The organism is Buttiauxella brennerae ATCC 51605 (assembly GCF_001654925.1).
In the GTDB taxonomy this organism is placed as follows: domain Bacteria; phylum Pseudomonadota; class Gammaproteobacteria; order Enterobacterales; family Enterobacteriaceae; genus Buttiauxella; species Buttiauxella brennerae.
Genome location: NZ_LXER01000006.1, coordinates 33,011 through 58,653, shown reverse-complemented (window position 1 = coordinate 58,653; position 25,643 = coordinate 33,011). Strand labels below are relative to the sequence as shown.

Annotated in this window: 25 protein-coding genes; 9 read left to right on the top strand and 16 right to left on the bottom strand. The window is 48.4% G+C overall.

Annotated elements, in window-relative coordinates; translation table 11 throughout:
* Positions 1-34 precede the first annotated feature (34 nt).
* Positions 35-733 carry an extensin-like domain-containing protein gene (locus tag M975_RS01510; RefSeq protein ID WP_064556945.1) on the bottom strand — a complete coding sequence of 233 codons (699 nt, stop codon included), beginning with the start codon at positions 731-733 and terminating at the stop codon, positions 35-37.
* A gap of 133 nt (positions 734-866) precedes the next feature.
* On the opposite strand from M975_RS01510, the gene ddlA reads away from it, so the two are divergent.
* Positions 867-1,967 (top strand): D-alanine--D-alanine ligase, encoded by a 1,101-nt coding sequence (gene ddlA / locus M975_RS01505; protein ID WP_064556943.1) that lies wholly within the window; start codon positions 867-869, stop codon positions 1,965-1,967.
* 3 nt (positions 1,968-1,970) lie between these two features.
* On the opposite strand, the gene M975_RS01500 is transcribed toward ddlA, so the two are convergent.
* The gene (locus M975_RS01500; protein WP_064556941.1) at positions 1,971-2,201 is read right to left on the bottom strand and encodes a DUF2754 family protein; all 231 of its coding nucleotides are present in this window, start codon (positions 2,199-2,201) and stop codon (positions 1,971-1,973) included.
* 273 nt (positions 2,202-2,474) lie between these two features.
* Here M975_RS01500 and M975_RS01495 point away from each other — a divergent pair, with 273 nt between their 5' ends.
* Complete coding sequence (locus M975_RS01495) at positions 2,475-2,801, top strand: DUF2755 family protein (RefSeq protein ID WP_064556939.1); 327 nt, start codon at positions 2,475-2,477, stop codon at positions 2,799-2,801.
* Between the two features lie 90 nt (positions 2,802-2,891).
* Here M975_RS01495 and M975_RS01490 read toward each other — a convergent pair whose 3' ends face one another.
* Positions 2,892-4,004, bottom strand: a complete 1,113-nt coding sequence (locus M975_RS01490) for a DUF1615 domain-containing protein (protein WP_064556937.1) — start codon at positions 4,002-4,004, stop codon at positions 2,892-2,894.
* 29 nt (positions 4,005-4,033) lie between these two features.
* On the bottom strand, positions 4,034-4,210 hold the full coding sequence (locus tag M975_RS22845) for a hypothetical protein (protein WP_157093314.1): 177 nt from the start codon (positions 4,208-4,210) through the stop codon (positions 4,034-4,036).
* Here M975_RS22845 and M975_RS01485 point away from each other — a divergent pair.
* The 3 genes from M975_RS01485 to M975_RS01475 are packed head-to-tail and all read left to right on the top strand — an operon-like array spanning position 4,209 to position 7,413.
* Positions 4,209-4,664 carry a MarR family transcriptional regulator gene (locus M975_RS01485; RefSeq protein ID WP_064556935.1) on the top strand — a complete coding sequence of 152 codons (456 nt, stop codon included), beginning with the start codon at positions 4,209-4,211 and terminating at the stop codon, positions 4,662-4,664. The two genes, M975_RS22845 and M975_RS01485, sit on opposite strands and share 2 nt — an antisense overlap.
* Positions 4,665-4,688: 24 nt before the next feature.
* Entirely contained in the window at positions 4,689-5,867 is a 1,179-nt protein-coding gene (locus tag M975_RS01480) for an HlyD/EmrA/EmrK family protein (protein WP_064556933.1), read from the top strand.
* A 10-nt stretch (positions 5,868-5,877) separates the two neighbouring features.
* Positions 5,878-7,413 (top strand): DHA2 family efflux MFS transporter permease subunit, encoded by a 1,536-nt coding sequence (locus M975_RS01475; protein WP_064556931.1) that lies wholly within the window; start codon positions 5,878-5,880, stop codon positions 7,411-7,413.
* A 36-nt stretch (positions 7,414-7,449) separates the two neighbouring features.
* Here M975_RS01475 and sbmA read toward each other — a convergent pair whose 3' ends face one another.
* The 3 genes from sbmA to lpxP all read right to left on the bottom strand — a co-directional run bounded on the left by sbmA (position 7,450) and on the right by lpxP (position 10,269).
* The gene (sbmA, locus tag M975_RS01470) at positions 7,450-8,667 is read right to left on the bottom strand and encodes a peptide antibiotic transporter SbmA (protein ID WP_064556928.1); all 1,218 of its coding nucleotides are present in this window, start codon (positions 8,665-8,667) and stop codon (positions 7,450-7,452) included.
* 97 nt (positions 8,668-8,764) lie between these two features.
* Positions 8,765-9,286, bottom strand: coding sequence for an isochorismatase family protein (locus M975_RS01465; protein ID WP_064556926.1), 522 nt, complete (start codon positions 9,284-9,286; stop codon positions 8,765-8,767).
* A gap of 56 nt (positions 9,287-9,342) precedes the next feature.
* The gene (gene lpxP, locus M975_RS01460; RefSeq protein WP_064556924.1) at positions 9,343-10,269 is read right to left on the bottom strand and encodes a kdo(2)-lipid IV(A) palmitoleoyltransferase; all 927 of its coding nucleotides are present in this window, start codon (positions 10,267-10,269) and stop codon (positions 9,343-9,345) included.
* Positions 10,270-10,665: 396 nt separating this feature from the next.
* Here lpxP and M975_RS01455 point away from each other — a divergent pair, with 396 nt between their 5' ends.
* Together M975_RS01455 and ampH are read left to right on the top strand one after the other, a co-directional pair.
* Entirely contained in the window at positions 10,666-10,956 is a 291-nt protein-coding gene (locus tag M975_RS01455; protein ID WP_064556922.1) for a hypothetical protein, read from the top strand.
* Between the two features lie 178 nt (positions 10,957-11,134).
* Positions 11,135-12,286 (top strand): D-alanyl-D-alanine-carboxypeptidase/endopeptidase AmpH, encoded by a 1,152-nt coding sequence (gene ampH / locus M975_RS01450; RefSeq protein WP_064557639.1) that lies wholly within the window; start codon positions 11,135-11,137, stop codon positions 12,284-12,286.
* A gap of 39 nt (positions 12,287-12,325) precedes the next feature.
* On the opposite strand, the gene M975_RS01445 is transcribed toward ampH, so the two are convergent.
* The 4 genes from M975_RS01445 to proB form a co-directional block, all read right to left on the bottom strand.
* Positions 12,326-12,946, bottom strand: coding sequence for a helix-turn-helix domain-containing protein (locus M975_RS01445; RefSeq protein ID WP_064556920.1), 621 nt, complete (start codon positions 12,944-12,946; stop codon positions 12,326-12,328).
* Positions 12,947-13,079: 133 nt separating this feature from the next.
* A complete protein-coding gene (locus tag M975_RS01440) occupies positions 13,080-15,866 on the bottom strand; it encodes an autotransporter outer membrane beta-barrel domain-containing protein (protein WP_064556918.1) in 2,787 nt (928 codons plus the stop codon).
* Between the two features lie 405 nt (positions 15,867-16,271).
* On the bottom strand, positions 16,272-17,525 hold the full coding sequence (gene proA / locus M975_RS01435) for a glutamate-5-semialdehyde dehydrogenase (protein WP_064556916.1): 1,254 nt from the start codon (positions 17,523-17,525) through the stop codon (positions 16,272-16,274).
* Between the two features lie 10 nt (positions 17,526-17,535).
* A complete protein-coding gene (gene proB / locus M975_RS01430) occupies positions 17,536-18,639 on the bottom strand; it encodes a glutamate 5-kinase (protein ID WP_064556914.1) in 1,104 nt (367 codons plus the stop codon).
* A 295-nt stretch (positions 18,640-18,934) separates the two neighbouring features.
* Between proB and ompC the strand changes: the two genes are divergently transcribed.
* Positions 18,935-20,035 (top strand): porin OmpC, encoded by a 1,101-nt coding sequence (gene ompC, locus M975_RS01425; RefSeq protein ID WP_064556912.1) that lies wholly within the window; start codon positions 18,935-18,937, stop codon positions 20,033-20,035.
* Positions 20,036-20,080: 45 nt separating this feature from the next.
* Here the strand turns inward: ompC and crl are convergent, their stop codons facing one another.
* From crl to gpt, 3 genes are all read right to left on the bottom strand, one after another.
* Complete coding sequence (gene crl / locus M975_RS01420) at positions 20,081-20,482, bottom strand: sigma factor-binding protein Crl (protein WP_064556910.1); 402 nt, start codon at positions 20,480-20,482, stop codon at positions 20,081-20,083.
* Positions 20,483-20,539: 57 nt separating this feature from the next.
* Positions 20,540-21,787 carry an esterase FrsA gene (gene frsA, locus M975_RS01415; protein WP_064556908.1) on the bottom strand — a complete coding sequence of 416 codons (1,248 nt, stop codon included), beginning with the start codon at positions 21,785-21,787 and terminating at the stop codon, positions 20,540-20,542.
* Between the two features lie 243 nt (positions 21,788-22,030).
* The gene (gpt, locus tag M975_RS01410) at positions 22,031-22,489 is read right to left on the bottom strand and encodes a xanthine phosphoribosyltransferase (RefSeq protein WP_034493602.1); all 459 of its coding nucleotides are present in this window, start codon (positions 22,487-22,489) and stop codon (positions 22,031-22,033) included.
* 265 nt (positions 22,490-22,754) lie between these two features.
* Here gpt and pepD point away from each other — a divergent pair, with 265 nt between their 5' ends.
* A complete protein-coding gene (gene pepD / locus M975_RS01405; RefSeq protein WP_064556906.1) occupies positions 22,755-24,212 on the top strand; it encodes a beta-Ala-His dipeptidase in 1,458 nt (485 codons plus the stop codon).
* A 43-nt stretch (positions 24,213-24,255) separates the two neighbouring features.
* On the opposite strand, the gene dinB is transcribed toward pepD, so the two are convergent.
* A complete protein-coding gene (gene dinB / locus M975_RS01400) occupies positions 24,256-25,311 on the bottom strand; it encodes a DNA polymerase IV (RefSeq protein ID WP_064556904.1) in 1,056 nt (351 codons plus the stop codon).
* Between the two features lie 107 nt (positions 25,312-25,418).
* Complete coding sequence (gene nqrM, locus M975_RS01395) at positions 25,419-25,643, bottom strand: (Na+)-NQR maturation NqrM (protein ID WP_064556903.1); 225 nt, start codon at positions 25,641-25,643, stop codon at positions 25,419-25,421.

The following is a 25,643-nucleotide window of genomic DNA, read 5'->3' as shown; positions in this document are numbered from 1 at the left end:
CGGAATAGTGTGAAGTTTATCATACAAATTTGTTTTATCGACAAAGCCCATATCCCCGCATACCCAGGTGAAAATGATTAGCATGTGCGGCGTTATATTCTGGCCCCAGAGCATTACCAAAAAACGGGCAGCCGTTTGCAAAAAGCGTATGCAGGTAAGCTTGTTCCTTCCCCGTGCCGTTCCAGCCTTTCAGCACACTGATTTGTTGTTTATTGGAAAAACCAAAACCGCTGATATCCAGCGCATCTGCCGTCGCATGTTCACTGCGCCGCGCACCTTCGCGATTGTAAATATTACGGCAGGCGAAACTGCCTAAATGGTTAATGCGTGTCAGTTCACTGCCCATTTCAGCTTGTGCCAGCGGCACAGCGCGTTGATGAACAAACCTCGTGCTGCTTAGCGCAAGCGGGCAGCTGGCTAAAAAACTGCTGCTTAGCCCAACGCGGCCGAAACTCTGCACCCGCACCACATCAGTCAACGGACAGTTCCCGGCGATATCTGGAACGCTGCGGAAGTTTAATAACCCACGAGTTTTTGCCTGCTCTAACAATGCCAGGCATTGTTGCGGGTTATTCACCAGTTGGCGCAATTTATAGCGAGTGACAAGCGTCGGCGGGTCATCAATCGAAAGGGGTGAAAACGGATTGTATTGCGCAGGCAGACGCTCATAGAGCCAGAATGCCAATGCGCCCATAATGGCCATGCCAGCCACAATCTTGACTCCTTTCGCCATGCCACCACCTGATATTGTTTACGGAATAATCATTATAGAAGTTGAGCGGTTTTAAGCGGCAGGAAGCACATGAATCCTCTGAATGAGCGTGGTATGTTGTCCGCCTTTGTACTGTTTAAGGATGGGTTTGGGCATGGCAAAACTGCGGGTTGGTATCGTGTTTGGTGGTAAGTCAGCAGAACACGAAGTGTCGCTTCAATCGGCGAAAAATATTGTCGACGCTATTGATAAGTCAAAGTTTGAAGTGGTGTTGCTGGGTATTGATAAACAAGGCCAGTGGCACGTCAATGACGCGTCCAACTATCTGTTAAATGCTGAGAACCCGGCATTGATCGCCCTGAATCGATCCGGGACCAATGTCGCCGTCGTGCCAGGTCAAACAGAAAACCAGCTGATTGAATCCTCTTCCGCGCAATTTTTAGCGCCTGTTGATGTTATTTTCCCGATCGTTCATGGCACGTTAGGAGAAGATGGCTCCCTGCAGGGGATGCTGCGCATGGCGAACTTACCGTTTGTCGGTTCTGGCGTGCTGGGTTCTGCGGTCAGTATGGATAAAGATGTCACTAAGCGCCTGCTGCGTGATGCCGGGCTGAATATCGCACCGTTTATTACTCTTACCCGCGCGAACCGTAACAAAATCAGCTTTGCTGAAGTCGAGGCAAAACTGGGCGTTCCGCTGTTTATCAAGCCTGCCAACCAGGGTTCATCCGTGGGCGTCAGCAAAGTGAACACCGCAGAACAGTATGAAACGGCTGTCGCGTTAGCCTTCGAGTTTGACCACAAAGTTGTGGTGGAAACCGGCATTAAAGGCCGTGAGATTGAATGTGCGGTATTGGGCAATGATGAACCACAAGCCAGTACCTGCGGTGAAGTCGTTGTCAGCAGTGATTTCTACTCGTACGACACCAAATACATTGATGATAAAGGCGCGCAAGTGGTGGTGCCTGCGGCAATCTCCGCTGATATCAACGATAAGATTCGTGATATTGCGGTACGTGCTTATCAGACGCTGGAATGCAGTGGCATGGCGCGAGTTGACGTGTTCCTGACCGCCGATAATGAAGTTATTATCAATGAGATCAACACGCTGCCTGGTTTCACCAATATCAGTATGTATCCAAAACTCTGGCAAGCCACCGGCCTGGATTATCAAACGCTGATTACGCGCTTGATCGAACTGGCTCTTGAGCGAAACCTGCAAGATTGCGCTCTGAAGAGTTCGATTACTGGCTAAGCGCTACTCTTTCGCTGTCTCCGGAGCTTCGGGTTCCGGGCGACGGCGAATAATAAACCCGGCAATCCAGAAACAAATAACCCAGGTCACCAGCCCAACGGCGTAGTTCTGCCAGCCTTCCGTTTTAAACCCCAGCAAACCAATCACACCATTCAGAATAAAGATCAGGCCAATTGCTACGGCGTAATAGTGCCAGTCACGGCGCATTTTCAAGGTCAATGTTTTCGCAGGCATGGTGTAATCCGTCAGGACAAAAAAGAGGACTTATTGTGGCACAGGCCGTGGCGATAAACCGCACGTTAATGCGTCTCTCACGGGATATTGTTACGAAAATTTCACCTAAGTTACAAATATGTGATCACAAACATATATTCGCAATCCAGGAGCATTCCGCACGTGAAATTACCAACAATCTGATATTGACAAACAATATGACCTGCCAAACTCAACCCAATTGAACGACCAGGCCGAAGCCTGATTTGTTTTACTGTTGCATGGGAGGTCGTGATGGCTGATATGAGTTTGTCGAAACAGGTTGTTCCTGTAATAACCACGGTTTCAACAACGAAAGCAGAGGGATCTACCCAGAGTAATCTGGCTTACGCCGCATTCATTTTGCTCTGCTTTTGGGCCGGGATGCAGATTCTGAGTTTAATGGCTCGCGCCCCTGGCGTGCTTGAACACCTTGCCCAGGGTAATGATGCCACGCGCCCACGCATTGAAATGGGGTTCGCGGTGAGCACCGTGTTTGGTCTGGTGCCGTTTCTCGCCGGTTGCGTGCTACTGGGCGTGGTGAGTCTGGTGATGAAATTCTACCACCGCCATCATTTCTAAATCTCTTCCGCCAGTCTCATTAACGCAGCGGCATCAGCTTCAATAATAAAAACTGATGTCGCTTACGCGATTCTTTCTTACCTAACCCATTTATAGTTTCATGCACGCCGCACGCCGCTCATCGACACGTTTAGCAAACCATGCAGTCGTCAGATTACGGGTAATTTTCGGGCTTTCCAGCGTAATTCCCGGCAACATTTCTCGCGGCAATTTTTTGCCAGCTTTCTTCTCCGCTATCGCATAAACCTGCTGATATAAATCCGTTTTTTCAAAGTCGATACTGTCACCTTTTTGCAGCGCACGGTGAATTTGGCTTTCGCTCATATCAAGCTTGCCCGCCAGTTTCCTGACCGCCAGTTCAGTGCTACCTGCTTTATCGGTGTCATACAGAATCAAGTCGCCATCTAACGCCAGTTTTACACCGGTAGCTTTGCTCACCGCACTCTGGAATGCCGCATTGCGGCTGGCATACCATCCGGCGTTGAAATCAGCGAAACGGTATAACGGTTGAGTATAATTCGCCGGGTAGTTCAGCAAATGGTAGGTGCCAAACCATAATCCACCACGCCGGGTGAAGACTTCCTGGCGAACAGTGCCTTCCATCTTCCACGGGTAGCCGCTGGTGTGCTGCTCAGCAAAAGCAATGCTGACTTGCATCGGCCCGCCAGTGTGTACCGGATTCAGGTTGCCAAAGAGTTTTTGCCCCATCGGCACCATGTCGATGAAGTCATCAAAAATCGCGCTCAACTGCCCTTCTGTTTTCACCGTATCCAGGCGCTCGCTGTAACTTTTGCCATTTGGCGATTTGATTAATAAAGCGGTGTGAACTAAAAACACAGGGATATGCATTTTTTCAGCACGACGGTCGATTTCTTTCCAGGCAATTTTATTCAAATTGGGCACTGCCGGGTCGGCAACCAGATTGGACTCCTGCTGTGCCACGGCCAGTACCGAGCAGATATTTTCTTCGTCTGGCGCAATATTCTGGCTTTTAAAGGTAGTCGCCAAATCTTTCGCCCAGCTGTTGCGATCTTTTACGCTGGCAGGAATTTTCTGCTTCACTACAGTTTCAACATCAACGGGTTTTTTAGTTTCTGAAACCGAAGGCGTCGTTGTTTTGGTGGTACAGCCTGCCAGTACCATCATAGCCAGAAAGCTCAGACAAATAGCTGAACGTGGAGGCCTGGAAATAGTGAGCGTCATAACATCCCTTTCTTCTTAAAAATCAGACGCTACAACCCTGCCATTTTTTCACTCAGCGCGATAGCGGAATATCCCTGATTGGCATTTAAATACCAGGGCAAAGCCTCTTGCTCGCTGACATAAAGTGCGATCTTCTTGACATAAACTTGACACTTGGTTGCCTGGTCAGTAATTTCAAATGTAATTACTGACCAGGCAAATATCATGAATAACCATCCGGGTATTATCGACAACAAATTCCATCTTGGTTTGCTTATCCACCTTGCGAACCAGTTCAAAGACCAGCTCATCAGCCAGTACTTTTCGGGTATGGATATCACCGCAGCGCAATTTAAAGTGCTGATTAATATTTATAAGGGCGTAACCAGCCCGGTTGAGATCAGCAAAACACTGGTGATGGATGCAGGCGCCATGAGCCGCATGGTTGACCGCATGGTTAAACGTGAACTGATTATCCGCAGCCCTAATCCACAAGATAAACGCCAGGTGATTCTGGCTCTGACCGGCAAAGGTCAGGTGATTTGCGACCATTTTCAAAATGAAGCGCTGGCATCAATCATCAGCGATCTCACCGCCCGGCTCACTCCAGACGAATCCCGGCAACTGGTCAATTTGATCACCAAAATGCTGCCGGATGAAATTACTGCACCACATCGCTAACACTGTTGCTATAAAGGCTAAAAAATGGAAACCACTCCAGAAGTACACGTTCAGCGAAGCAGTAAACGCAAACGTAACTTTATTATTTTATTACTGATTCTTGTGCTGGCTGCCGCGGGTTGCCTCGCCTGGTATTTCTTATATGGCCGTTATTACGAGTCGACCGATGATGCCTATGTGAATGGCAACCAGGTTGCGCTCACGCCGCAAATCAGTGGCACAGTCACTCAGGTGACGGCAGATGAAGGGGATTTCGTCGAGAAGGGCCAGCCGTTGGTGCTGCTTGACCCAAGCGACACCAGGATTGCGCTCCAGCAGGCTGAAGCCAGCCTTGCCAACACCGTGCGCCAGGTTCGCGGTTTATACAGTACCGCTGATAATTACCGTGCACAGGTCGCCGCAAAACAGGTCGCCTTGCAAACGGCGCAAAATGACTATGCACGACGCCAGAAAATTTTCTCCACGGGCGCCATCGCGGCAGAAGATCTTTCGCATTACCGCGATGCCGTAGCCAGCGCACAAAGTGATTTGGCTGCCGCTCAACAAGCGTTGCGCACCAATATTGCCATGGTCGACGACACCGTTATTGATAGCCATCCGGAAATCAAAACTGCCGTAGCGACACTTCGCCAGCGTTATCTTGATAATTCACGCACCACTATTGTCGCGCCAGTGAGTGGTTATGTCGCTAAACGCGCCGTGCAGTTAGGGATGCGTGTGACTTCCGGCACGACATTGCTTGCCATCGTGCCGCTGAATGAAGTTTGGGTGGATGCCAACTTCAAAGAAAGCCAGATGAATACGATGCGTCTTGGGCAAAAAGTCACGCTGAATGCCGATCTCTACGGTGATGATGTTGAATACCACGGAACCATCGAGAGCCTGGGTATCGGTACCGGCAGTGCATTCTCTTTACTGCCGGCGCAGAACGCCAGCGGCAACTGGATCAAAATCGTTCAGCGTTTGCCTGTGCGTATCACTCTCGATCCCCATGACATGCAGAAACACCCGCTGCGCATTGGTTTGTCGATGAACGCACAAGTGGATATCCGCAATGTAGACGGACACTTACTGCCACAACAAACAGTTAGCACACCGCGCTTTACCACTGATGTCTACAAGGACTCGCTGGAAGCCGCTGATAAACTGGTGGCAAAAATCCTTCATGACAACAGCAATGCGGCAGCCGTGAACGCCCATTAAGAGAGACGTTATGCAAGATAAAGCCGCATTTACGCCTCCCAATATGTGGCTGGCGGTGCTCGCGCTATCGCTGGCGACCTTCATGCAGGTGCTGGACTCCACCATCGCCAACGTAGCGCTGCCGACTATCGCTGGTAACCTGGGCGTCAGTGCGGATCAGGGAACGTGGGTTATCACTTCGTTTGCGGTGTGTAATGCCATTGCCCTGCCGCTCACCGGCTGGTTTACCCGGCGTTTCGGGCAGTTAAAACTGTTTATCGGCTCGGTTGTGATGTTCACCCTGACCTCGTTCCTGTGCGGCTTTGCCCACAGCATGACAGAGCTGATTATCTTCCGCGCGTTGCAGGGTTTTTTCGCCGGGCCAATGTTCCCGATGTGTCAGACACTGCTGCTGGTTATCTTCCCTTCCAGCAAACGCAGTATGGCGCTGGCGCTGCTGTCGATGGTGACGGTAGTTGCGCCAATCGTGGGGCCGATTACCGGTGGCTGGATAACGGATAACTACTCGTGGCCGTGGATCTTCTATATCAACGTGCCGATCGGGATTTTTGCTTCGATAGTCGTCTGGACGCAATTACGTGCCCGCGAAGAAACCACCACCCACGCGCCAATTGACTATATCGGTATTGCGCTGCTGGTGATGGGCGTTGGGCTGCTGCAGGTGGTGCTGGATAAGGGCAACGATCTCGACTGGTTTGCCTCGTCGCACATTATTATTATGTCGACGATCTCGGTGATTTCGCTGGTGTCGTTTGTTATCTGGGAGCTGGGTGAACGCCATCCGATTGTTAACCTGCGTCTGTTCAAGGACCGCAACTTTGCCATCGGTACGATTTCGCTGACGCTGGGCTACGCAGCATTCTTCGCCATCAACATTATTTTGCCGCAGTGGCTGCAAACACAGATGGGCTACACGGCGATTTGGGCCGGGCTTGCCGCCGCACCAATGGGCGTGCTGCCGCTGATGATGACGCCGATTATCGGGCGCTACGCCAGCAAGTTCGACTTGCGTATTCTGGCTTCGCTGTCGTTCCTGACCATGGGTGCCTCGTGCCTTATCCGTGCGCAGTTCAACACCGATGTCGATTTCCGCACCATCGCTGAAGTGCAGCTGTTTATGGGGATTGGCGTAGCCTTCTTCTTTATGCCGATTACTACGATTGTGTTGTCGAACCTGAATGGCGCACAAGTGGCAGAAGGTTCCGGTCTGGCAACCTTCTTCCGCGTGCTGGGCGGCTCGTTTGCTTCATCGCTGACAACCTGGATTTGGTCACGCCGTGAGGTCTTCCACCATGCAAACCTGACCGAAAGCGTGTCGATTTATAACCCGTCTGCGGTGGATTATCTGGATAAGATGGGTGGTGCGACGCAGCAGCATCTGGCGTTTGTCGATAAAACTATTGAGCAGCAGGCTTACATGATGTCGACCATCGACTACTTCTGGATTTTAGGCTGGGGATTTATGGCGCTGATTTTAGTTATCTGGTTCGCACGGCCACCGTTTGTTCGCTCGGGTGCGCCGAGCGCGCCATCTGCGGGGCATTAAATCAAACGGGCGGAATATATCCGCCCGCTTTTCTTTTTAGACCGATTCACCTGCCGCTTCTACCGGAATATCCTGCAACGTACGCTCAAAGCTGCGCAGACGCTTATAGATAGACATCAGCTCAACAAGCGTGGTCCACGAGCTAATCAAATACTGGAATGAACCACGAACCTGGCCAAACACGTTGGTGATTTGCGTCATCAGGCCAAGCGTAATAGTCCCAGCCACAATCGATGGGAATAGCAGGAACAAGCCGAACACATTATCAACCTGCAAGTAGAGAATACGGGCAATGTTGAAGTACATGTAGTGGAAATAGAGTCGGAAATAGTTTCTGCGCACGCCATCAAACAACTCTTTTACTGTTGGTGGAGAAGCGCGACTTGGGTCATCCTCGCCATACACCAGCTCTTTACGATAAGCCGCTTCAACACGCTGATTTTTGAACTCAAGCCCTGGCAGTTTTATCCCTACCACAGCCAGCAACCCTGTTCCCAGAAGTGACCAGATAATGGCAGCAATCACCAGGCCGTAAGGAATATGCCCCACAATCGGCAAATCAGGAACGTGAGCTGACAGAGTGACTAACACAGGCAGGAAGGCAATTAACGTCATAATCGCGTTAATAAAGCTGACGCCCATATCTTCGAGAGTGGAGGCAAAGCGCATGGTATCTTCCTGCACACGCTGTGCGGCACCTTCGATATGGCGCAGCATCTGCCAGTTCTCCATGTAGTATTCGTTCATCGCGGTACGCCAGCGGAAGACATAGTGGCTGACGAAAAAGTTATTCATCACGCCAACAATCACCGCAATCAGTGCAATACCGAGAAATACGCCAACTTCGTGATAGAACTGCTCAATGGTCACTTTATGTGGAGAGCTGAGCGCAGTCTGGATTAAATCGTAGAATGGGGCATACCATGCATTCACCGCCACCCCCACTTCCACCAGGAACCAGGTAACGAAAATAATCAGCGAGGAGCCGAGGATAGACCAATACTGCCAGCGGTGCGGGCTGTAGATAAACCAGAATAGTGCAAACATACCCACGCAAAGAGCGTAATAGGCGTAAAACACCAGATAGCCCATCGACCAGAAACGAGCAGCACTGATTGGCACTTCGCCCCTCGCGCCGGTTATATGCTCAAGCCAATTGCCTCCGCCAGCCTGCCAGAAAACAACGGCGATCATCGCCCAAATAAAAGCCGACAGAAAAAAGGCTGTCGGACGAGGGAAAAACGATTTAAACATCTACAACACTCCTGAAAACAAACTCTTATTGTTATGACCATCCGGACGCATTATGGCTCGCTTAATGTTGTATCAAGAGATGTCAGGCTAAAGGGCTTTACCACTCGATGAGGATATCTGCGGTCGTTTTTACTCGCAGAGTGTTTCCCGGAATCGTAAAGTTGCGCCAGACATCGTTGTAATGCTCGATCAACACCTCGGCAAGAGCCGCCGGACGATTTGCTGTGGTATGTGCATCAAGGGCAACAGTCATGGCATATCCGCGACTGGCACCGTTTTTAATAGTAGCGTCCACGCAATAATCCGTGGCACAACCACACACCACAAATTCGTTTATCTTGTGGTGGTTAAGTACATCATCAAGTTCCGTGCGATAAAAAGCGTCACAAGCTGTTTTGGTCACATACAGCGCATCAGCGGGTTGGATTAACTCCGGCAACAGATCAAACGCCGCACTCCCCTGCTCAAGCCCTGGTTCGGTGTGCTGGATGAAAATGACTTTATCGGCAGCATTGATCAATTGGTTAATTCGAGCAGTGCAGGTTTCGCGGTTAACACGAGGGGCTTCAAATACCCCATTCTGCATATCAATAACCATCAGTACACGTTGGGCAGGCATGATTACGCTCTCGACAAATAAAGAAGAAAAGAGCGTAGCACATACCTGTTTTTGTATTAAACCGTATAGAGTTTAGGCTCCCCATCGGGCCTGGTTTTGAAGCGGCGATGCAACCAAAGGTATTGTTCTGGTGCACGCATAATTTCGTGTTCAATCTTCCGATTCATATACTCTGCTGCAGCTTGTTCATCATCGAGCGGGTAATCGTCCATTTCTGGCCCAATAACCAGCTGATAGCCTGAGCCATCAGATTTGCGGTACAGAACAATCGTCAGAAGTGCGGGCTTTGCCAGACGGGCAATGGTGTAAGTCCCGTTGGTGGTTGCAGCCTGCGGTACAGCGAAGAAGGGGGCAAATGAACTGCCTTTCGGGCCGTAATCCTGATCGGGGGCAAACCACACCGCTTCACCGGACTTAAGCGCCTTCACCATGCCTTTTAAGTTGCGTCTGTCGATCATGGCTTTATTGGAACGGGAGCGACCGCGCGTTTGCACAAACTCCATCGCTTTATTGTTATGCGGGCGATACATCGCCATCATTGGTCGGCAAAGGCCCATCACGCGGCCACCTAATTCCAGCGACATGAAATGCACGCCGATGGCCAGAACGCCTTTCCCTTTGTCGCAAGCTGCGGTGATGTGCTCAAGTCCGCTGACATCAAACCATTTGCGAACCCGCGCATCAGACCAGAACCAGGCCATGCCCGTTTCAATCAACCCCATCCCCAGCGAGGAGAAATTCTGCTTTACGAGTTTATCAATTTGCTCGTCGCTATAATGTGGGAAGCAAAGTTTGAGGTTCTGGCGGGCAATAGAAACCCGGCGTTTAAGGAAACGCATTGATGCCCGGCCAATTATGTCGCCCATTTTCAGTAATACGGGGTATGGCAGTTGCACCCAAAGCCACAAAATGGCCAGACCAAACCAGGTCAGCCAATAGCGGGGGTGAAGGAGATCTTTTCGGAAAAACGGTTTGCTAGACATTTTCTGCTTCTTTATGCGTAATGGGTGTGTATCGCATAAGGAGTTAAATCATTAGCGCTACAGCGAGGTGCCATCACTAAGACGCCATCGGGCGTTAATAGTTGCAGCACAGTAATCAATGTTCCCGTGATGATACTCATTTTCTGATCAAGCTATGTATAGGAGTTGTCAGTTTTTTTGCGTATTTCCTGCAATTGCATCAGCACCAGGCGTTATACCCACTTTTTAGCTGAAAAAAAAGACCATTCAAATCTGATTTCGTTTTTTGGCGGCCATCCATTTCCCTGTCACTCAGCCATTTTTAACGGATAAATTTTAATCACCTCACCTTTCGTAAACGGATATTTGTACCAATACTTAGTGGGATTTCCCTACATATATAAGGTAGCTTTCCCTATGAAAAAACTCACATTAACCCTACTTTCTGGCACTCTTTTATTCGCATCCGCAGGAGCATTTGCCGAAAATCCGGCGACCAGCACATCGACCATGCAGGCAGAAAAAGAACAACTCAATAATCCGGGCCATATCATTGATGATTGCCGCGCACCTGGTACTGAAGTCAACAAAGAGGGCTGCAAAGCCGGGCATGAAATGCGCAAAGAGCATAAAGGCAACGTAAAAATGCTGGAGAAAGGCGGCACAACTGACGATGTAATGCAAAAAGACGTGCAAAAAACTAACTAGAATCAGATGCACCACAGTGTCAAACAGTGGTGCATTACTGAGCGAAAAAGCCATTGAAATGCCGCGTTACGCTTTTTCTCATCACATTCCTCATTTTCCGCGTTTGCGCAGCGCCGTAGAGTAGTATAAATACGATCAATATCGCTTCACTTCGTTTAATGGGTTACCTGCGTTGAAAATTCGTCTCCCGCGCCTTGCCGCGCTTGTTATCGCTGCGCTGCCAATTTTGAGCTTTGCACAAACATCTCCCGATCCCGTTTTTGCTTCCGAGATAGCTGACCGTTATGCCAACCATATTTATTACGGCAGTGGTGCAACCGGTATGGCAATCGTGGTGATTGATGGCAATCAGCGTGTTTTCAGAAGTTTTGGTGAAACCAGGCCTGGGAACAACGTACGCCCGCAACTTGACTCAGTTATCCGCATTGCCTCCCTGACCAAACTGATGACCAGTGAAATGCTGGTAAAAATGTTGGACCAGGGAAAAGTTCAGATCAACGATCCCTTGAGCAAGTATGCCCCAGCCGGTGCACGAGTACCGACTTACAACGGCAAACCCATCACGCTTGTGAACCTGGCGACGCACACCAGTGCATTACCACGCGAACAACCCGGTGGTGCGGCTCATCGCACGGTATTTACCTGGCCGACACGTGACCAACGCTGGAATTGGCTCGCCACTGCGAGTTTGAAGAGCGCACCTGGCACTATCGCCTCTTATTCGAATTTGGCTTTTGACCTGTTAGCTGACGCGCTGGCGCGTGCTGCAGGCAAACCTTACCCCGACTTGTTCGAAGAACAAATCACCCGACCATTAGGTATGAAGGACACAACATTCACGCCTTCTCCGGATCAATGTAAACGGTTGATGGTGGCAGAAAAAGGAGCCAGCCCTTGCGATAACACACTTGCGGCGATTGGCAGCGGTGGCGTTTATTCCACTCCTGATGACATGATGCGCTGGATGCAGCAGTTCCTGAGCTCGGATTTCCATCGTCGCAATACGCAAGCCGACAGAATGCAAACACTTATCTACCAGCGTACTCAACTGACCAAAGTGATCGGCATGGATGTGCCTGGAAAGGCAGATGCTTTAGGGCTTGGCTGGGTATATATGGCGCCTAAAAATGGCCGACCGGGTATTGTGCAGAAAACAGGCGGCGGCGGTGGCTTTATCACTTATATGGCCATGGTTCCGCAAAGTAATGTTGGTGTGTTTGTCGTCATCACCCGCTCCCCATTAACTCGTTTTGTGAATATGAGTGATGGCGTAAATGATTTAGTCTCAGAGTTAAGTGGGTTTGCGCCTGATGCCAGTCCGGCATCTTAAATGAAAAATGCAGGTCGGTGCACCGGCCTGCTTTCTTTATTAATAGTTATTCGGCAAGCGATTCACCGTTTTCAGCTTACCTTTGTCCATCTCAATATAATTACCTTTACGTAATGCTGATAAAACTTCCGCAATAACTGAACGTGATATTTTAGTTCTTTTTTGGACAAAATTTATAACACCGGTACGCTCACGGAGTTCAGAACTCCAGGAATCCATAATGAGTAAGGTTGTACGAATTTGTGAGTAGGTTGTGGCGCCAATGAAACGAGCATCACGGTTTTCAAGGCTATGCATGAGGAAAGCTGTCCAATAACAGACAGATTGCCAGATTTTATTTTTTTCTATTATTTCCAAAGCAAGGCTGGCAGGGAGTGTAAACCCCTGGCAATCGGTTTGAGTAATGAGCCGGTATTTGAATTGAGAAGATTGAAATATACTTGCCAAACCAATTAATGTCGGTGCTGATACAAGTTCCATCAAAAGATCATCCATTTCTCTATATAGTACAAAACTCCCTTCTTTGAAGAAAAAAATAAGCTGCTCATTATTTTCATTGAACATGCTTATTTCACTATCTGCTGGCAGACTGAATTTCTTGCCAGCCTCCACCAACCTGCTACGAATAACTTCGAGCTGGGTTAATGGTTTTGCATACATAATAAATATTCCTTTACCTTAAGAGAAACCAGAAAATGCCTATCTCTATTTGAGATAGGCATTTATTACATTCAATGGATCCAGGTTAAATATTGATCATATTATCTGTTGAACCATATCGTGCATTATATAATTACCAGTTGTATTTAACACCAACGTTTGCTGACCAGTCTTGATCAACATCGCCACCACCGAGGTAGTTGGTATCCGCATAAGCTGCAAAGTTCTTGGTGAAACTAAACTGAGTACCCAATCCTACACGTACGGCAGAACCTTCCACGCCATTGTCAATATCATCACCATTCACATCGGCACTATTGCCGTTTGAATCGTCATAGACGTAAGCCAGTTTAAAGTAAGGCGTCAGAGCCTGGTCACCATAATCAAAGGTATATCCCGCATCCATACCAACTTCATAACGCATGCTGTCATAAGATTGGCTGCCCACTTTCATGTCATTGCTAAGTTGATAGTTGTCGCCATCCTGGAATAGACCGGAGATAGCAGCATAAGGTGTCAGATAACCTTCTTTGCTGAGCTGCATGTCGTAACCTAACTTCATGCCAAAGCCCCATGCATCAGAAGAAATATCGCCATTTACCGCTTCACCGTTACTCATGCTTGCAGTCAGATCATTGCTGTAATGGCTATAGCTCAACGTTGAATCCAGGAAGATATTGTTCTGGAAACGAGCTGAAGAGTAAATGCGGGCAGACTGGCTATCCTGATCTACGCTACCGCTGTTGTCACTAATATCACCTTTAGCAAAGCCTGCCGCAGCACCGATAGTCCAATTAGCGCTATTGCCTTCAATCTGTTTATCCAGACCCACCATGATGCCACTAACATCCTGGTCATAGTTCAGGACACCGTTATCACCGGAGAAACCGCCGCCGATGTAAGTGACCCATGCACCACCGGTATCTCCATTTGGATTATGACGACCATTCGCCAGGCGAGTCGCCAGAGCGTCTTGCTCCAGATTCCAGATATTGGTGTTAGCCGAAGGAATGCTTAATGCCATATTGGCGTAATCAGTCAATCGGTCTTGCTTCAGTACAACACTGTCACCTTGCTGCTGTGCTTCATAAGTGTATGCACCCAAATCGGCACGGTTTGCAGCGGTAAATGTTGCGGTGGTATTTGCGTTGTTATCATAAACACGAATCAGCTCGCTGTTTTTATAGTCTGCAACAGAGCCTTTACCCGTTGCGTCATCAATACGCACTTTGTAGTTGCCAGCAACATCACCATTAACGGCCAGATGACCGTCTGAGTTCAGAGCAACGACGCCGTAGTCATAATCTGCAAGGTTGGTGTCGTTGGTAATATAACGAGCATTGTTGAGATCTGAATTCAGTATGTAATCACGGCTTGCAACATTCAGAACACCGCCATCCGTCAGCACCATATTATCTGTGTCAACCTGACCCAAACCCAGAGCCAATTCTGCATGGTTATCAACAGTAATTGTGTTAGCGTACAAATCAGCAAGTTCTTCAGTTAATGCCACTTTACTGTAGCTATCAATGTAGAGGCTATCAGTCGCAACTTCACCTTCATCACCAATATTCATTGAGGAACTATTAGTCAGAGTGATGCTGTCAGCCAGTAAACTTGAGCTTTCAACGTTAACCTGAGATCCGTTGTTAACAGTCAACGCATCAATATTGGAAGCTTTACGAGTATCCCATTCAGAACCATTATCCAGCGCGACATTGAAAATACCGCTTTGATAAACAGCGTTACCAACAACATGACCACTTTCGTCATAAGCGCTGTTGGTATTATCGATACCGTATGTTGAATCAGGCCAGATACTATTTGCGGTGAAATCGTACAATTCAGAAGTCGCTTCAACATCAGATACCGCTGCACCAACCCATTTGCTGCCATTGGTCAACGTTAAATCCAGGCGGTCAGTATTATCCCAACCGTTAGAATCTAATGTTCCGTCGCCATTCACGTCATAGGCATTAACGTGAGTGATTGTGCCGTCAGCATTCGTGTAACTATAGCCACCAAAGTTTTCATCGAATGAGCTGGAGAACATCACGTCGCCCGTGATCGTTGAATGATCAAAAGTCGCCGTGGTCTGCATTGAGTTATCTGCAGATGGATTAGCAATAACAGCCAGTGCGATATCATCAGCGGTGTAACTATTATCGTAATCGCTCGCATTCCCGGTGTGACCGTAGAAACCATCCGTTCCTTCATCACTCCAGGATCCTGAAGTCAGTACAGAATCCTTGACGGTAATGGTGTTATTGAAGATTTCTGAGCTGTTTGAGCCATCAACAGATGTTACATCATTATAATCTTCCCACTCATAGCCTTGGGTAAGAGTAATACCCGCGACATGGGAGTTATTCTGAATAACAATATCAGACTCCTGGTCCAGGGTAATTGCAGTACCCCAGTTATATGTGTCTACATTTGCGGTGTTATAAGTGCCATCGGCATTTTGAGTGTAATAATTGTAGTGTTCATAATTATCATCGATTGTTGAATTATCAACAGTCAAAGCCAGTCGATCATAAACATAGCCATCACCAGAGCGATTCGTACAATCTGTAGTTACGCATTCTGATGTAATCATGCCATGAATGTTGCTATCTTTGATGGTCAAAGAATTGCTATTGGTATTTGTGCCATCTCCATTATCAAGATAGTAAGTAGAGATAACTCCGTTAACCTGGGCATTACTAATGACTGGATAGATGTCCCCGTTATAATAACTGTCCGTACTGTAATTATTCCACCCTGCATACCCCTGATACATCACACCATCAGTGCTGGTGTAATAAAATGTATCATACTGAGTACCTGATATATCAGTTGCAGATGCCTGAGAAGCGATTGCCATTGAGCAGGCAAGTGCCAGTTGAGATATTACGAGTTTGCTTTTCCAAGAATGCATTTGTCATCCCTCCTACGGGATTTAATCTTATGTTGGTCCGTCAATAATCAATGCAGTAAGCGGTGACCACTAATACATGCAATTGTATTAGCGCGAAGATTATTGTGTTCCGAAAGCAAATCGTTCAATTAATTTCTTTAATATGTTCGAAAACAGACTTATAACTAAAAAAACAATGCCGGGTAAAAAAGATACAAATCTAATAGAATGAAAATTCAATTTCTTAAAAGCTGGAGTAAATAAAGTGATTATTGAGAAAGAGATATTTAATTAAATATTATGATTTCACAAGGGAGAGACTGCGTAGCACAAGATGAATAAGAATGAGTCAGGAACTATGGGAAATAACAGGCAATACATACAATCCAATAATTTCTAGATTTTTATGTATTGCCCTTATTTCAATCAGGAACGGATCGTGTCGTCACCGAAGCCAATCCATTTATAAGTTGTCAGTGCTTCAAGCCCCATTGGACCTCGGGCGTGGAGTTTCTGCGTACTGACAGCCACTTCGGCCCCCAGACCAAACTGGCCACCGTCGGTGAAACGGGTTGAAGCGTTAACGTATACCGCTGAAGAGTCGACTTCGTTCACAAACCGGTTTGCGTGGCTTAAGGTACGCGTCAAAATTGCGTCTGAGTGCTGTGTGCCGTGCTCACGAATATGGTCAATTGCATCATCAATATCCGCGACAACTTTCACATTCAGATGCAGTGATAACCACTCATCGTCGTAATCCTCGGCTTTTACCGGCACAACTTGCGCAGGGCCTTTTTGCAGCAGTGGCAGGGAGCTGCCATCCGCATGCAATGTCACGCCAGACTCAGCCATTTGCTGGCTCAATACCGGCAGGAAAGACTCTGCAATTGCCTGGTGTACCAGGAGCGTTTCAACGGTGTTACAAGTGCTTGGACGCTGCGTTTTTGCGTTCACAATAATGTTGAGGGCTGGTGTAAATTCAGCACTTTCATCAACAAAAATATGGCAAACACCGATCCCACCCGTTATGACGGGAATGGTCGATTGTTCACGGCAAAGTTTATGCAGACCCGCGCCACCACGTGGGATCAGCATGTCTATATAGCGATCCATCCGCAGTAATTCATTAACCAGTGCGCGATCCGGGCTCTCAATCGCCTGAACTGCTGCCGCTGGCAAACCGCATTCGATTAGAGCCTGCTGAATAACTTTCACCGTCGCGGCGTTGGTGCGCCATGTTTCTTTCCCACCGCGCAGAATCGCTGCGTTGCCTGTTTTCAGGCACAGTGAGGCGACATCGACCGTGACGTTTGGCCGCGCTTCGTAGATCACACCAACCACGCCTAACGGGACGCGGCGGCGCTCAAGACGCAGGCCGCTGTCCAGCAAACCGCCATCAATCACCTGGCCAACAGGGTCAGCCAGATTACAGACCTGGCGAACATCATCGGCGATACTTTTCAGGCGCGAAGGGGTCAGTTGTAAGCGATCCAGCATGGCTTCGCTCAAACCATTGGCTTTTGCTTCAGCCAAATCTTGTTCATTGGCCGTCAAAATACCTTCGGCCTGCTGTTCCAGATAATCTGCGATTCGTTCCAGCGCACGATTTTTTTCGCGGCTTGAGAGCAAGGCCATCTGATAAGAGGCAGCTTTGGCTGCTTTGCCCATTTGTTCCAGCATTGCCCGCTCCTTAATTAACAATCATGTCATCACGATGAACAGCTACCGGGCCATATTCATAGCCGAGGATTTCATCGATCTGTTGAGAGTGATGGCCCGCAATACGGCGCAATGCATCGCTGTTATAACGGCATACGCCATGGGCAATGTCACGGCCTTCAAGACTGCGAATACGGATAACTTCGCCGCGTGAAAAATTACCTTTCACACTTTTAATGCCCTTTGGCAACAATGAACTGCCTCGCTCAAGAATCGCGGCAAGTGCACCATCATCAACAGTAATTTCACCCGCCGGAGGTGCACCAAAGATCCAACGTTTACGATTCTCTAATGGCGATTGTTGTGCGTGGAAAAGTGTCCCAACAGGCGTGCCGGCCATGACATCACCAATGACGCCTGGTTTGCTTCCCGCGGCAATAACGACATCAATACCCGCACGGCAGGCAACGTCAGCGGCTTGCAGTTTGGTACCCATACCGCCCGTTCCAAGGCCAGAAACGCTGTCTCCGGCGATGGCACGCAGTGCATCGTCGATACCGTGGACTTCTTTAATCAATTCTGCGGCCGGATTGTTACGCGGGTCCGCAGTAAACAGCCCTTGCTGGTCCGTCAGCAGGAGTAGTTTGTCAGCCCCCGCCAAAATAGCGGCCAGCGCAGAAAGGTTATCGTTATCACCCACTTTTATTTCAGCGGTGGCGACAGCATCGTTTTCATTGATTATAGGTACGATGTTGTTGTCCAGCAGCGCTCGCAAGGTGTCACGCGCATTCAGAAAACGTTCACGATCTTCCATATCAGCACGCGTCAGCAACATCTGCCCGACGTGAATACCGTAGATAGAAAACAGTTGTTCCCAAAGCTGGATAAGCCTGCTCTGCCCTACCGCCGCCAATAATTGTTTGGAAGCGATGGTTGCGGGGAGTTCGGGGTAACCTAAATGCTCACGCCCCGCAGCAATCGCTCCGGAGGTCACAATAACAATACGATGCCCGCAGGCATGAAGTTGTGCGCACTGGCGCACCAGCTCAACAATGTGAGCTCTGTTCAGGCGGCGCGAGCCACCGGTTAATACGCTAGTGCCTAGTTTTACCACCAGCGTCTGGCTGTCACTCATGATTCTCTGCCGTGTTAGCGAAATTGAAATTTAAAATGCCAAATGACGTTGTAACAGGTGTCACGCGGCTTGCCAACAGGCGGGCATGGAAAACAGAGATCTGAGTGTAAAACGATCGGTAAACGTAGCGGCTAAATTTGACATATTTATGACAATTAAACTTTTTTACTTTTATTTAAACTTTATCTTACTCTGTCATAAATCTTTCATCTCAAAACGATAAAACTCTCTGCGTTTTTTAACGGGATATTTCCCGATTAAATTTAGCGCGTACAACACTATTTGGGATGAGAAAATGAAAAAGTCCACACTGGCATTAATGGTATTGGGTTTCCTTGCGTCATCAACTTCTTCGCAGGCAGCGGAAATTTATAATAAAGATGGCAACAAACTCGACCTGTATGGAAAAGTAAAAGCTGAACATTATTTAAGTGACAATAATGCAGTTGATGGTGACCAATCTTATGTTCGCCTGGGTTTTAAAGGCCAGACACAAATTAATGATCAACTGACCGGTTTTGGTCAGTGGGAATATCAAGTCGCCGCTAACAAAGTGGAAGGCGATCCTAATACCGCTAAAACGCGTCTGGCATTTGCCGGGTTAAAAGCGGGCGACATCGGTTCCTTCGATTACGGCCGTAACTATGGCGTGCTGTACAACATCGCTTCTTATACCGATATGATGCCGGAATTTGGTGATGACTCTTACACCAAAACCGATAACTTCATGACGGGCCGCGCCAACGGCGTTGCCACTTACCGTAACAACACCTTCTTCGGTCTGGTTGATGGCCTGAAACTGTCCCTGCAATACCAGGGTAAAAACGAGAACGATGGCCGTACAACCAGCAAGCAGAACGGTGATGGCTTTGGTACTTCTTTGACTTATGACATTGGTGATACTGGCCTGACAGTCGGTGCAGGGTACGCGAATTCCAACCGTACTGTGGCGCAGAAAAACCTGGCAGTGGGTACCGGTGATAAAGCCGAAGCATGGACTACAGGCCTGAAATATGATGATAACAACGTTTATCTGGCAGCGATGTATGCCGAAACGCGTAATATGACGCCGATTTCCGGGACTGCTTCAATTAATGGCGTAAATACCAGCGTCAGCGGTTTTGCAAATAAAAACCAGGCATTCGAAGTTATCGCTCAATATCAGTTCGATTTTGGTCTTCGCCCATCACTCGGTTATGTCCAGTCAAAAGGTAAAAATATCGAGGGTGTAGGTAGTGCGGATCTGGTTAAATATATTGATGTCGCCGCTACGTACTACTTCAATAAAAACATGTCTACTTACGTTGATTACAAAATTAACCAACTGAGTGATGATAACGCCCTGAATCTGAACAATGATGATGTTATCGCATTAGGCCTTGTTTACCAGTTCTAATATTTAGATAAAAAAAACCCCACTTCTCAGTGGGGATTTTTATTTTTAGGCGGATAACTTAACCTGTTTTTCAGCAAAATCTTGTGCTGGTACTAAATCAAGACCCAGAGTGCTTAATAACTCTCGCAAACGCTCGTGGAAACCACGCAATGTGAGCTCAAGTCTTTCATCCACTTCTTTGTCCTTCGCCGCTGTCGCAGTCCATTTACCGTCTTTGTCGAACAGACCAAACTGCCAGGTATAGGTGAACTGCTTTTCCTGTGCTTCCAGTACCATCCACCATCCCCAGAACTCACGCTTTTCTGGTGCAGGCTTCACATTGACGCACACAGCCAGGCAATCGAAGAAAAAGCGGTTATCTTCACATTGCTCTTCCCGGATATAAGGGCCAAGCGAGGCAAATTTTTTAATCAATCTACTTTTCGGGTGTCCACTCGGTAACGTCATTGCGATCTCCTGTTGTGAAGCAACTGTTTTACCAAACCAATGAAATTTAGCAAATCATTAACGTAATCTCTGCTTGATCCATTCGGTAATTTCTTTCAACGCTTTGTCAAAGTTGCGATACACCGGGTTAAACGGGATCGCTAATAACTTACCATCCGCAGATGACGAAGCGATTAAACGAGAGTCGTCTTCCGGGCTGAACGGATCATTTGCCCAATAACCAGAAAGCATTGGTGTTGGACAATGGCGCCCTAATAGCCCCTGCGTTTTTAGCGAGTAGCGGTTTAGCTCCACGCGCAATGCGCTATCTGACGCATCGTTCATACCCAGGCGGCTTGCCAGTACATCAATATACATCTCCGGGACCTGCCCCTGGCGTGATGCATCACTCAATAAGCTATGAACAACCGGCCCAAGACAGGCTACAGCTTTCAAACGAGGTGCTTCGATATACCCCAACCGCACCGCAACATTGGCGCCAAAGCGAAAACCAAATGCCGCCACACGGGTGTGGTCTATCCAGGGAACATTCGGTAGTGCCTTCAAAACATGTTGGTGTAGCAGACTGGAATCCTGGGTCAGTTTCCATTTTGAAGAAAAACCCACTGAAGGCATGTCGATGGTTAACATTGCGATGCCCTGAGGCGCAAAGTACTTATCAAACAAGGTGTAGTAATCGCTTTGTAACGCATCCAGACCGCCGCAAATCAGCACCGTCGGAAAAGGGCCTTGCCCTTCTTTTGGAACGTGGAGAAAACCCGTTATCGCCCCGCCACCAGGAATCGTGAACTCCAGCTCTCGCAGGCCACCCGAAAGGCGCGGAGCCGCTTCTTCATAAGCGCGATTAGCCAGGACTTGAGCCTGTTCCGCGAGTTGGTCACCTTTCAGATGCGGGTAAGCGGCGATGCTATAAAGATTCGCCGCCTGTAACCAATATTTGCCACTCAGTACTTTGTCCGTTTCCTGATTAGCACGTTGCTGCCAAAGCATTGCCTGCTTTGACCATTCAAAAATCCAGTTACCGCTGCGGTAACCAATCACCGTATCAAACAAATCATCATTGGTTCGTTCAGCTGAGCACGCCGCAATTCTGGACTGCACTTCGAGTATTTCACGCGGATCGACACCACGCCATACCCAAAGCAGGCGGTTTATCATGCGATACCAATGAGGGACTGTTTTACCATCCAGTGCAGACTGGATAACGGGGGCAGTATGATGTTGAACACGACGAATTAAAGTCGATGTCTCGGGATGCTTAAATCGCGGTTTAAAAAGCGTCTCGCTAAGATTGGCCTGTACCATCGCCTTCTGCCTCCATACAAACGTCAGGAATGGGGCTATTGTACTCTGTCGGCAACCAAATAACACAAACGCCCGGCTATGCCGGGCGTAAATCAGTGCAAATTCTCAGGCTATTAATTAATAACTAAATCATTCGAGTCACAACAAGGCGACAAGTGAGCAAATCCCCAGGAGCTTACTTGAGTAAGTGACTGGGGTAAGCGAGCGTAGCCAACACAGGTGTGACTCGAAGGATGACGGCTATTAACGACCAGCTAAAGGTGGAATAAAGGCCACGCCCATATCCCACGGCTGTTCAATCCAGGTATCTTGCGGGATATCGATAACGTAATCATCAACCAAAGGCTGGCCAGCAGGCTTGGCGAAGATAGTGACGAAATGTGCTTTTGGGTACATTTCACGGATAGCAACAGCGGTGCCGCCGGTGTCTACCAGGTCATCGATAACGATAAAGCCTTCACCATCACCTTCAGCGCGCTTAAGCACGGTCAGCTCACGCTGGTTGTCGTGGTCATAGCTGGAGATGCATACGGTATCAACATGACGAATCCCCAGTTCACGTGCCAGCAGTGCGCCAGGAACCAAGCCACCGCGGCTAACGGCAATAATGCCTTTCCACTGTTCAGCAGGAAGCAGACGGCTTGCAAGCTTACGCGCGTGAATCTGCAACATGTCCCAGGTGACGATGTATTTTTCGCTCATGTGAAATTATCCCAGCCAGTTATTAGCGGCTTAAAAATGTTCAAAGGGGTTTTGGTTGCGCGAGATTATAGAGATCTGGCGCACTAAAAACCAGTGCTGTGGGCGCCTCCTCCTCGTTTTTACGTGCTTTAGGTCGTCACAGCCTTAGTTATAGTGATATTCTCAAGCCAGCGCACAAACCTTACTTGTGTTGTATTTCATTAACATCAATCCTGCTCTCTGCGCACAAAAATTGTCAGCAGAGTCGATGTCAAGGAGACTTATCGTGTCTGAATTGTCTCAATTATCTCCGCAGCCACTGTGGGATATTTTTGCCAAAATCTGTTCCATTCCGCACCCTTCTTATCATGAAGAACAACTTGCGGAACATATTCTGACCTGGGCAAAAGAAAAAGGCCTGCATGTTGAGCGTGACCAGGTCGGGAATATCCTGATCCGCAAACCTGCAACTGCCGGGATGGAAAACCGTAAAGCGGTCGTTCTGCAAGCTCACCTGGATATGGTGCCGCAGAAAAATAACGACACGGTCCATGATTTCGCCAAAGATCCGATTCAACCGTATATCGACGGTGAGTGGGTTAAAGCTCGTGGTACTACGCTGGGTGCAGATAACGGCATCGGTATGGCATCTGCGCTGGCAGTGCTGGCTGATGAGTCTGTGTCGCATGGCCCGTTAGAAGTGCTGCTGACCATGACCGAAGAAGCCGGTATGGATGGTGCATTTGGCCTGCAAGCTGGCTGGCTGAAAGCGGATATCCTGATCAACACCGACTCTGAAGAAGAGGGTGAGATCTATATGGGTTGTGCTGGCGGGATTGATTTTATCTCCACGCTGCCACTGCAACGTGAAGCGATTCCAGCGGGTTACGAAACCTACAAACTGACCATCAAAGGTCTGAAAGGTGGTCACTCTGGCGCTGAGATCCATTTAGGTCTGGGCAATGCAAACAAATTGCTGGCGCGTTTCCTGTTTGCTCACGCAGCAGAACTGGATGCTCGTCTGATTGATCTGAACGGCGGTACGCTGCGTAACGCAATCCCTCGTGAAGGTTCAGCTATCCTTGCTGTACCTGCCGATAAAGCAGCACAACTCAAGCAATTGGCAGCGCAGTTCTTGTCAATTCTGCAAAATGAGCTGGGTGCCGTTGAGAAAAACACCACCGTACTGGTTGAAGCCACCAGCACAGATAAATCTGCGCTGACCGCAAAAAGCCGTGAGGCTTTCATCAACCTGCTCAATGCGATGCCAAATGGCGTTATCCGCAATTCCGACGCTGTAAAAGGCGTAGTGGAAACCTCACTGAACGTGGGTGTGGTAACAATGACTGATGAAAGCGCAGAAATCATCTGCCTGATTCGTTCACTGATTGATAGCGGCAAAGATTATGTGGTTGGCATGCTTCACGCACTGGGTCAGCTTGCTGGCGCAGAAAGTGTTGCAAAAGGCAGCTACCCAGGCTGGCAGCCGGATGCTAAATCCCCGGTAATGGCACTGGTTCGTGAAACTTACGAAAAGCTGTTCAACAAGACGCCAAACATCATGGTTATCCATGCCGGTCTGGAATGTGGTCTGTTCAAGAAGCCTTACCCTGAGATGGATATGGTGTCTATTGGGCCGACCATTACAGGTCCACACTCGCCTGATGAACAAGTTCATATTGCAAGCGTTGGCCAATACTGGATCCTGCTGACTGAGTTGCTAAAAGCCATTCCAGTTAAGTAAGCCAAATACATGTAGATCAAAACCCTCTCATTGAGAGGGTTTTTTATAATCCCAGAACCAGCTGCCGCTCCATTTGCGGGTCCAGCAACGTTACATGTAAACCCACCAGCCTTACCCCTCGCCCACCCCGGCGCTCTTCCCATGTTTTCTTCGCCGTCATGATTAAATCGGCTTTATTTAACTGGGGCCAGACATGCTCCTGAGTCGTTTGCTGGAAATCATTAAACTTGAGTTTGATCCCCTGACGAGCAATCAATAAGTCAGGTTTCACCTTCTTCAAACGCCGCTCAAGCTCGGTGTAAAGCTGCTCAATGATCAGTTCACATTCAGGCCACGTATGAATATCTTCGGCCAGTGTTTTCTCAACGCCAACGGATTTTCGCTGCCGCTCATTATTTATCTCACGCTCATCGATTCCCTGGCTGCGCTCCCAGAGCACACGCCCAAACTTTCCAAAACGTTTGAGCAACGAGGCTAAATCAGTTTTCTGCACATCCGCACAGGTGCGTAACCCCAGACTTTCCAGCTTGCCGGCTGTCACTTTACCGACACCTGGAATTTTGCCGAGCGGCAATGTTTGCAAGAAAGCAGGGATCTCTTCCGGTGTTATCACGTACTGCCCGTCGGGTTTGTTTAAGTCGGATGCAATTTTGGCGAGGAATTTGACCGGCGCGATACCCGCGGAAGCAGTCAGATTTAACTCGTCTGAAATTATCTTGCGGATTTCCTTCGCCATTAACGTTGCAGAACCATGGCAGTTCAGACTTTCGGTGACATCCAGATAGGCCTCATCCAGCGACAGCGGTTCAATAAGCGTGGTGTAGCGGCTAAATATCTCACGGATATGATTCGACGCTTCTTTGTATGCGTCAAAACGCCCCGGCAAAAGCGTCAGGTGCGGGCAGAGTTTGAGCGCCATTGCTGTCGACATCGCACTATGTACGCCAAATTTCCGTGCCGGATAATTTGCTGTACTGATCACACCGCGGCGCTGGGCGCTGCCGCCAATGGCCAGAGGGATATCTCGCAAAGCGGGGTTATCACGCATCTCTACGGCTGCAAAAAAGCAGTCCATATCAACATGAATGATTTTACGCATACTTTTCACACCAGTTAAGATACTGGATAAGTATACAGTTAAATAATAAGAAGGGGAAAGTCTGTATCACAGAAAACCTCCCGGCAAAGCGGGAGGTTTCAGGAGGCTTATATAATACGGTTTTGCTGAAGTTTTGCCTGCCGTTCGGCCTTAGCCATGCGCTTTTTACGGGCATCGCAAGGTTCAGGGCAGTTGCAAACCTTCTCCATACCGAGTGCTGCAATGCCGCCACAGCTACCCTGAAGCGCTTTGCGCTTCACGATAACGCCCAGTGACATACCAAATATCACCAGCAAAAATATAACGAAGGTGGCTAAAAATACCGTCAGCAT

What these genes read in the sequence shown, in the direction of transcription:
- M975_RS01510 (WP_064556945.1), bottom strand. Translation starts at nt 733, where the DNA reads ATGGCGAAAGGAGTCAAGATTGTGGCTGGCATGGCCATTATGGGCGCA.
- ddlA (WP_064556943.1), top strand. Translation starts at nt 867, where the DNA reads ATGGCAAAACTGCGGGTTGGTATCGTGTTTGGTGGTAAGTCAGCAGAA.
- M975_RS01500 (WP_064556941.1), bottom strand. Translation starts at nt 2,201, where the DNA reads ATGCCTGCGAAAACATTGACCTTGAAAATGCGCCGTGACTGGCACTAT.
- M975_RS01495 (WP_064556939.1), top strand. Translation starts at nt 2,475, where the DNA reads ATGGCTGATATGAGTTTGTCGAAACAGGTTGTTCCTGTAATAACCACG.
- M975_RS01490 (WP_064556937.1), bottom strand. Translation starts at nt 4,004, where the DNA reads ATGACGCTCACTATTTCCAGGCCTCCACGTTCAGCTATTTGTCTGAGC.
- M975_RS01485 (WP_064556935.1), top strand. Translation starts at nt 4,209, where the DNA reads ATGAATAACCATCCGGGTATTATCGACAACAAATTCCATCTTGGTTTG.
- M975_RS22845 (WP_157093314.1), bottom strand. Translation starts at nt 4,210, where the DNA reads ATGATATTTGCCTGGTCAGTAATTACATTTGAAATTACTGACCAGGCA.
- M975_RS01480 (WP_064556933.1), top strand. Translation starts at nt 4,689, where the DNA reads ATGGAAACCACTCCAGAAGTACACGTTCAGCGAAGCAGTAAACGCAAA.
- M975_RS01475 (WP_064556931.1), top strand. Translation starts at nt 5,878, where the DNA reads ATGCAAGATAAAGCCGCATTTACGCCTCCCAATATGTGGCTGGCGGTG.
- sbmA (WP_064556928.1), bottom strand. Translation starts at nt 8,667, where the DNA reads ATGTTTAAATCGTTTTTCCCTCGTCCGACAGCCTTTTTTCTGTCGGCT.
- M975_RS01465 (WP_064556926.1), bottom strand. Translation starts at nt 9,286, where the DNA reads ATGCCTGCCCAACGTGTACTGATGGTTATTGATATGCAGAATGGGGTA.
- lpxP (WP_064556924.1), bottom strand. Translation starts at nt 10,269, where the DNA reads ATGTCTAGCAAACCGTTTTTCCGAAAAGATCTCCTTCACCCCCGCTAT.
- M975_RS01455 (WP_064556922.1), top strand. Translation starts at nt 10,666, where the DNA reads ATGAAAAAACTCACATTAACCCTACTTTCTGGCACTCTTTTATTCGCA.
- M975_RS01445 (WP_064556920.1), bottom strand. Translation starts at nt 12,946, where the DNA reads ATGTATGCAAAACCATTAACCCAGCTCGAAGTTATTCGTAGCAGGTTG.
- M975_RS01440 (WP_064556918.1), bottom strand. Translation starts at nt 15,866, where the DNA reads ATGCATTCTTGGAAAAGCAAACTCGTAATATCTCAACTGGCACTTGCC.
- proA (WP_064556916.1), bottom strand. Translation starts at nt 17,525, where the DNA reads ATGCTGGAACAAATGGGCAAAGCAGCCAAAGCTGCCTCTTATCAGATG.
- proB (WP_064556914.1), bottom strand. Translation starts at nt 18,639, where the DNA reads ATGAGTGACAGCCAGACGCTGGTGGTAAAACTAGGCACTAGCGTATTA.
- ompC (WP_064556912.1), top strand. Translation starts at nt 18,935, where the DNA reads ATGAAAAAGTCCACACTGGCATTAATGGTATTGGGTTTCCTTGCGTCA.
- crl (WP_064556910.1), bottom strand. Translation starts at nt 20,482, where the DNA reads ATGACGTTACCGAGTGGACACCCGAAAAGTAGATTGATTAAAAAATTT.
- frsA (WP_064556908.1), bottom strand. Translation starts at nt 21,787, where the DNA reads ATGGTACAGGCCAATCTTAGCGAGACGCTTTTTAAACCGCGATTTAAG.
- gpt (WP_034493602.1), bottom strand. Translation starts at nt 22,489, where the DNA reads ATGAGCGAAAAATACATCGTCACCTGGGACATGTTGCAGATTCACGCG.
- dinB (WP_064556904.1), bottom strand. Translation starts at nt 25,311, where the DNA reads ATGCGTAAAATCATTCATGTTGATATGGACTGCTTTTTTGCAGCCGTA.
- nqrM (WP_064556903.1), bottom strand. Translation starts at nt 25,643, where the DNA reads ATGCTGACGGTATTTTTAGCCACCTTCGTTATATTTTTGCTGGTGATA.